Genomic DNA, 6937 nt, shown 5'->3' with positions numbered 1-6937 from the left:
CTCGGGGAGCGGGGCGGCGGCCCCGGGGTCCGCGGCCCCCGGGCCCGGCCGGCCGCGCCGGCCGAGCAGCTCCACCGCGTGCCCGGCGGTGAACTCGGTCAGCCGCCGGTCGAGGTCGTTGAGCAGGCCGAGCGACTGCCGCGACGTCACCAGCACCGCGCAGCCGCCGCCCGGCGGCAGCAGCGCCCGCACCTGCGCGGCGTCGTGCGCGTTGTCCAGCAGCACCAGCAGCCGGCGCCCGCGCGTCCACGTCCACCACAGCTTCTGCAGCTCGGGCAGCCCGCCCGGGTCCGTCGCCAGCCGCACCCCGAGCGCCTGCAGGAACCCGAGCAGCACCTCCTCCGGAGGCACCGGCGCCCCGCCCGCGCCGCGCAGATCGAAGTACAGGGCGCCGTCCGGGTACCCGTCGGCGATCTCGTGCGCGAACCGGGCCGCGAGCACCGACTTGCCGACGCCCGCCGGCCCGTGCAGCGACACCACCAGCGGCGACGCCGGCGACCCGGACCCGGCGGCGACGGTCCGGCGCAGCTCGGCCAGCGACGCGTCCCGCCCGGTGAAGTGCGCGATCACCGGCGGCAGCTGCGCCGGCGTCACCCCGCCCGCGGCCCGCTCCGGCGGGGCGGCCCGCTCCGCCTGCTGCGCGCCCCACGCCGCGACGCCGGCCAGCACCGCGACCCCGGCCGTGACGGCCGCCTGCACCGGGGGGGGCAGGCTGAACGCGTCCAGCGACGTCGTCACCGCCGTGATCACCGCGGTCAGCCCGCCGACGATCCACGGCGCCGCCAGCCGCCCCCGCCGCTCCACCGGGGCGGCGCCGTCCGGGGCCGGCCGCGGGCGTGCCCCGGACGTCCCGTTCGGCATCCGCGCCCTCCGTCCTGTCCCCTCCGATCATGGGGCGCCGCGCCCGCGCGGCGGCGAACCGGCGGGGAACGGACGGTAAACAGCGCGTTCGGCGGGATCGCTCCGTCGGGATCGCCCGGTGGGATCGCCTGGTGGGGATCGCTTCGTGGGGCTCGTTCCGTCCGGCTCAGTCCGTCCGGAGCACCGCCTCGATCTCCAGGACGATCTCGACCTTGTCGCTCAGCCCGAGCTTGCCGCCCGGCACGGTCGCGGCGTCGCCGACGCCGAACTCCAGCCGGCTGATCTCGCCGGTCGCGGTGAACCCGGCGCGGGCGCCCTTGAACGGGTCGTCCTGCCGGAACACGTCCGGCCCGAACCCCTCGACCACCAGGTCCAGCGTGACCGGCTTCGTCACGCCGTGCAGCGACAGCTCGCCGTCCAGCAGGAAGCCGTCGCCGCCGGCGCGCACCCCGGTGGACCGGAACGTCATCTCGGGGTACTTCTCGACGTCCAGGAAGTCGGCGGACCGGACGTGCTCGTCGCGCTGCGCGTTGCCGGTGTCGATCGACGCGAGGTCGATCGTCGCGGTCACCTCCGACCGCAGCGGGTCGTCGCCGGTCACGACCGTCCCCTCGAACGCGGCGAAGCGGCCCCGGACCTTGCTCACCATCAGGTGCCGGATCGTGAAGCCGACGCCGGAGTGCAGGGGGTCGATCGTCCAGGTTCCGGCGACGTAGTCCGGGATCTCGACAAGTTCCGCGGTCATCGTGTCTCCTTGGTTATGACCAGTAAGGCGGTTCCTTTCAGGAACCGCCTCCATGGTGCGGACCACCGCGCCACCCGCACAAGAAGGCACTTTTTTCTGCCTCGGTTCCCTGGAGATAACCATGAACCTCAACGAGCACACCGCCGCCGGCTGCCGGGGCCGCGAGATCCTGGAGCGGATCGGCGACAAGTGGTCGCTCCAGGTGATCGCCGTGCTCGGCGAGCGGACCCTGCGCTTCACCGAGCTCAAGCGCGAGATCGAGGGCATCAGCCAGCGCATGCTGACCGTCACGCTGCGCGGCCTGGAGCGGGACGGCATCGTCGCCCGCACCGTCTACCCGGTCGTGCCGCCCCGCGTCGACTACACCCTCACCCCGATGGGCGCGACGCTCCTGGACGCCGCCATCACCATGGTGTCCTGGGCCGAGACCCATCTCGGCGAGATCGACGCCGCCCGCGCCGCCTACGACGCCCGCACCGCCGAGACCGAAGCCCTCAAGGCCCGCTGAGCCCGCACCCGCAGAACACGCACACGTAGTCCTCGTCCTTGACCACGTTGAGCTCCCCGCAGCCGGGGCAGTGCCGGAAGACGAACGTCGCGGTGAAGCCGTCCGGACGCGCGATCCCCGCACGGTCCAGCGCCTCGGCGCCCTCCGGCCACGAAGCCGGGTCGGGGCAGTAGCCGGTCGACTGGTTGCTGACCTCGATGACGCCCCACACGCCGTGGACGCGCTCGAAAGCGATCTCACCGGCCGCGAGCACGGGACGTCCGCCCGCACAGGCGACGTGCTCGCTGCGGCGCGGCGCGATGCGGAGCGTCCCTTCAAGGTCGACGACGTAGGTGAACGGCTCGTCGTCCGGTGCCAGCCCGTCGATGTCGGCGGACGACGCGATGGGCGCGCCCACTACCCCGGGGCGCACCTGGGCGAGGAGTTCGGGCGGGCCCGCGTACACGTACACGAGGAAACCGTAGGAGAGCCACAGGTCGCGAAGCGAAGGAATTTGTTTCGCGGAGCGGGGGTTGCCTCGGTTAGCGTTGTAGGCAGGTATCCGCGAACGGAAAGCGTCCGATGGTCTTTCACGAGGTGGGGCGGCGAGCTAGCCGCGCCGAGCTGGGGAACGAGCAGTCGTGCCCGGCCCGGCTCGGCGGTGTGCGCCGTCATCCCATCGACCTCGTGAGGCCGTCCCATGCGCTCTGCTGAGATCCGTTCCACCTTCCTGGACTTCTTCCGGGAACGCGACCACCGCGTCGTCCCGTCCGGCCCGCTGATCCCGCCGGATCCGACCCTGCTGCTGACGAACGCGGGCATGAACCAGTTCAAGCCGTACTTCCTCGGCGAGACCGAGCCCGAGCATCCCCGCGCGATGTCCGTGCAGAAATGCGCGCGGACGTCCGACATCGAGAACGTCGGCCGGACGACCCGGCATTCGACGTTCTTCGAGATGCTCGGCAACTTCTCGTTCGGCGACTACTTCAAGGCGGAGGCCGTCTCCTGGGCGTGGGAGCTGTTCACACGCCATTACGGCCTCGACCCGGAACGGCTCTGGGTCACCGTCTACCTCGACGACACGGAGGCGGAGGACCTCTGGCGGCGGGTCGGCGTCCCGTCCGAGCGCATCCAGCGGCTCGGAATGGCGGACAACTACTGGTCGATGGGGACGCCGGGCCCCTGCGGGCCGTCCTCCGAACTGCACTACGACCGCGGCCCCGCATTCGGCCGCGAGGGCGGGCCGGCGGTGGACGGCGAGCGCTACCAGGAACTCTGGAACCTCGTGTTCATGCAGAACCTGCGTGGCGAAGGCACCGGTAAGGGCGATTACCCGATCCTCGGGGAACTGCCCGCGAAGAACATCGACACGGGGCTCGGCCTCGACCGTCTCGCGGCGGTCCTGCAGGACGTGGACACCGTCTGCGAGACCGACCTGCTCGCGCCGACGCTCCGGCTCGTCCAGGAACTCGCGGGACGCCCCTACCCCGGACGCGACGGCGGCGAGGACTCCCTGTCGTTCCGCGTCGTCACCGAGCACGCGCGGGCCATCGCGTTCCTCATCGCGGACGGCGTGCTGCCCGCGCGTGACGGGCGCGGCTACGTGCTGCGCCGCCTGATGCGCCGCGCGGTCCGGCACGCGCGCCGGCTCGGCATCGACGAGCCGGTCCTGGCGCCGGTGACGGGCAGCGTCGTCGGCAACCTCGGCGGGGCGTGGCCGGAGCTTGAGCGGCAGTCGGAACTGATCGAGCGGGTCGTCGTGGCCGAGGAGGACGGGTTCGAGCGGACGCTGCGGCAGGGCACCCGGCTGCTGGAGTCCGCGATCTCCCGGGCGGACACCACCCTCTCCGGGCAGACCGCGTTCGAACTGCACGACACCTACGGCTTCCCGATCGATCTGACCCTCGACGCGGCGCGGTCCGCGGGGCTCTCCGTCGACGAGGACGCGTTCGCGGAGCTGCTGGAGAAGCAGCGGCGGCAGGCGCACCGCGCAGGCCAGGACCGCAAGGGCGACGTGGTCGCGCGGCGTGACCTGTACCGGCGGGTCGTCGCCGAGCACGGCCGCACCGACTTCGTGGGCTACTCCTCCACCACCGCCGAGACCCGGGTCGTCGCGCTCCTCGACGGGACCGGCACGACCCCGATCGCGTCCGAGGGCGACGAACTCGAGGTGGTCCTCGAACGCAGCCCGTTCTACGCGGAGGGCGGCGGCCAGGTCGGCGACACCGGCACCATCCGCACGCCCGGCGCCGTCCTGGAGGTCGTGGACACCCGCCCCGGCATCGACGGCCTGCACGTGCACACCGTCCGGATCGTGGACGGCGAGGTCCGTCCGGGCGACGAGGCGGAAGCGACCGTGGACGCGGACCGGCGCGCGGCGACCGCCCGCTCGCACAGCGCCACGCACGTCCTGCACGCGATGCTCCGCCGCGTCCTCGGCGACCACGCGGCACAGCGCGGATCCCGCGTCGAACCCGGCCGCCTGCGGTTCGACTTCGCGCACTTCTCCTCCGTGCCCGAGATCGGCACCGTCCAGACGCTCGTCAACGAGTACCTGGCGGACGATCCCGACGTGCGCGTGTGGGAGGCGTCCCGCGCCGACGCGGAGGCGGCGGGCGCGGTCGCGCTGTTCGGCGAGAAGTACGGCGACGCCGTCCGCATCGTGGACATCGGCGACGCGTCCCGCGAGCTGTGCGGCGGCACCCACGTCGGGCACGGGTCCCAGGCGGGGCCGGTCCACATCGTCGGCGAGTCGTCCATCGGCACCGGCCTGCGCCGCATCGAGGCGCTCACCGGACCCGACGCGCTCCGCCACTTCGACCACGAACGGGCGCTGCTGGCCGAGCTCGCCGCGCTGCTGAACGTCCCGCCCGACCAGGCGCCCGACCGGCTGCGGCAGCGCCTCGACCTGCTCGCCGAGACGCAGCGCGAACTCGACGCCCTCCGCCGCGCCGAGCTCGACGCGCTCGCCGAGCGCCTGGCGTCCCGTGCCGAACCGGTACCGTCCGGGTGGCTCGTCGCGCAGCGGATCGACGACGCGACCGCCGCGGACCTGCGCACCCTCGCGTCCGCCATCGTCGCCTCCGGCGACGGCCGCGGCCTGGCCGTCCTCGGCACCGCGTCCGGCGGCAAGGCGCAACTGGTCGCGGCAGCCGGCCCCCGCACCGGCGTCCAGGCCCGCGACCTGCTCACCGACGCGGCACGCGAGGTCGGCGGCGGCGCCGGCGGCAAGGGCGCCCTGGCCAACGCGGGCGGCCGCCACCCAGAGAACCTCACCAAGGCGATAGCAACAGCCGCAGCCCAAGCCCGAACCCTCTAACCCCCACCGCGCCAGGCCCCGCCGAAACGCCCCGCACCTCCGAGAAGAAGCAAGCCCCAGGCAGGAGGCTCCCTGCCTGGGCCTTCTCAGCGGACACGCGAAGCCGCCCTCCCGGTCGTGGGGCGCCTCACGGCCAAGGGCGTAGTCGCCCGCCAGGTCACGACCGACCAGCACACGCCGACCGATAAGTGGCTACCATCACGCCACGTGATCACTGTGGCTACGTGGAACGTCCTGCACCGTGTGCATGCCGAGAACTGGGGCGAGGATGTCCCGGCGCGCTGGCCGGACGAATCGAAGCGGATCGCTGCCGTTACGGCGCAGTTGGCAACGCGGACCGAACAGGTCATCGCACTTCAGGAGGTCAGCGGTGACCAACTGGCCAGCATCCGCCTCGCACTGCCCGGCCGAACCATCCACACGTTGCGGTATCCGCGCGTCCCGGTACCGCGCCATGCGTCCCGTCCGCTCCACGCCCCGGAGGAGTACCTCGTGCTTCTGGTGGACGGACAGAGTCGCAAGGTCGCTGCCGACTCCTTCGAGGACGATCCGGGCAAGGGAGTGCTATCCGTCGAGACCGCCGGGACACTCGTTGTCGCAACCCACCTGAGCGGTGATCAGCGACGCACGCGCCAGCTGGTACGCCTGGCCGAGCTGACCGCCACTGCGCCGGGACGGACAGCGATGCTCATGGGCGACTTCAACACCGACCGTGCCACCGTGGCGTCGGCGCTGGGCCCCGGTTTCGACGTCGTGGATCTCCCGCCGGAAGCCCTGCCGACACGGCCGCGAACCTCAAGCTCGGAGCCACAGTGGATCGACCACGTGGTCGTGCGGGGCGCCAGAACCAGTAGCGCGGCCGTCGAGGACGTCGGCGGCCTCTCGGACCACAATCTCGTCCGCGCGAACATCACGCTGTGAGCTGCCCCACCCGACGAGACCTGGACTCAGCGGCCGCCGCCATCCTCGACGGCTCGGGGTCGAGGGAGCCCCGCGGATTTCCACCTCAGCTTGCAACGTCCCTGCACCGGGATGGCCTGTGCCACTGTGTCCGACGGCGGCGCAGCCCCCTGGTTCACGCTCGCTTAGCCAGGATCCCGTGCGATGATGACGGCCGTGATTGACTACCGCGTCCTGCGAGGCGGCACCATTGAGGCGTGGGGCAGTCACGGCATCGACATAGCGTGGATATGGGAGCTAGATCGGGACTTGATCCCGATGCTCTGGCACCTGTTGCCGTACGCCGACACGATGTTCAACAGCTCGCAGGCGCGCTCACTGCTCGCAGAGCTTGACCGCCTCCCCGAAAGCAGCCCCTTGGTCCCTGCGGTGCGGGACGACCTCAAGCGGCTGTGCGAGATCACAAGCCAGCACGGACATAGCCAGCTCTGGTTCTTCGGGGACTGAGGCGGGTGGCGGTGCGCCCTCGTGACGAGCGGACGGGGCGGGGTCGGCGGACGCGTCGCGATGCGCGGCCCGGCGCGGCCGCCCGGTGACCGGCGCCCACGCCGCACGCTCCGGGCGG

7 protein-coding genes are annotated in these 6937 nt (G+C 72.4%); 4 read left to right on the top strand and 3 right to left on the bottom strand.

Features of this window, described 5'->3' with window-relative positions; all coding sequences use genetic code 11:
* The coding region (locus ABZ914_RS43445; protein WP_500200605.1) for an AAA family ATPase at positions 1–861 on the bottom strand (861 nt) is incomplete at its 3' end.
* Between the two features lie 166 nt (positions 862–1027).
* On the bottom strand, positions 1028–1606 hold the full coding sequence (locus ABZ914_RS43440) for a YceI family protein (protein ID WP_500200604.1): 579 nt from the start codon (positions 1604–1606) through the stop codon (positions 1028–1030).
* A gap of 121 nt (positions 1607–1727) precedes the next feature.
* Between ABZ914_RS43440 and ABZ914_RS43435 the strand changes: the two genes are divergently transcribed.
* Positions 1728–2114, top strand: coding sequence for a winged helix-turn-helix transcriptional regulator (locus tag ABZ914_RS43435; RefSeq protein ID WP_387031036.1), 387 nt, complete (start codon positions 1728–1730; stop codon positions 2112–2114).
* Here ABZ914_RS43435 and ABZ914_RS43430 read toward each other — a convergent pair.
* Positions 2101–2565, bottom strand: a complete 465-nt coding sequence (locus tag ABZ914_RS43430) for a hypothetical protein (RefSeq protein WP_500200603.1) — start codon at positions 2563–2565, stop codon at positions 2101–2103. The genes ABZ914_RS43435 and ABZ914_RS43430 overlap by 14 nt on opposite strands.
* 228 nt (positions 2566–2793) lie before the next feature.
* Between ABZ914_RS43430 and alaS the strand changes: the two genes are divergently transcribed.
* From alaS to ABZ914_RS43415, 3 genes are all read left to right on the top strand, one after another.
* Entirely contained in the window at positions 2794–5412 is a 2619-nt protein-coding gene (gene alaS, locus ABZ914_RS43425; RefSeq protein ID WP_500200602.1) for an alanine--tRNA ligase, read from the top strand.
* Positions 5413–5619: 207 nt separating this feature from the next.
* Entirely contained in the window at positions 5620–6333 is a 714-nt protein-coding gene (locus ABZ914_RS43420) for an endonuclease/exonuclease/phosphatase family protein (RefSeq protein ID WP_500200601.1), read from the top strand.
* 195 nt (positions 6334–6528) lie between these two features.
* Positions 6529–6819: a hypothetical protein gene (locus tag ABZ914_RS43415; RefSeq protein ID WP_500200600.1), complete on the top strand. Its 291-nt coding sequence runs from the start codon at positions 6529–6531 to the stop codon at positions 6817–6819.
* The last annotated feature ends 118 nt before the right edge of the window (positions 6820–6937 follow it).

It is taken from the genome of Spirillospora sp. NPDC046719 (genome assembly GCF_040645715.1).
Classification (GTDB): domain Bacteria; phylum Actinomycetota; class Actinomycetes; order Streptosporangiales; family Streptosporangiaceae; genus Spirillospora.
This window is presented reverse-complemented; position numbering and strand designations above follow the sequence as displayed.

What these genes read in the sequence shown, in the direction of transcription:
- ABZ914_RS43440 (WP_500200604.1), bottom strand. Translation starts at nt 1,606, where the DNA reads ATGACCGCGGAACTTGTCGAGATCCCGGACTACGTCGCCGGAACCTGG.
- ABZ914_RS43435 (WP_387031036.1), top strand. Translation starts at nt 1,728, where the DNA reads ATGAACCTCAACGAGCACACCGCCGCCGGCTGCCGGGGCCGCGAGATC.
- alaS (WP_500200602.1), top strand. Translation starts at nt 2,794, where the DNA reads ATGCGCTCTGCTGAGATCCGTTCCACCTTCCTGGACTTCTTCCGGGAA.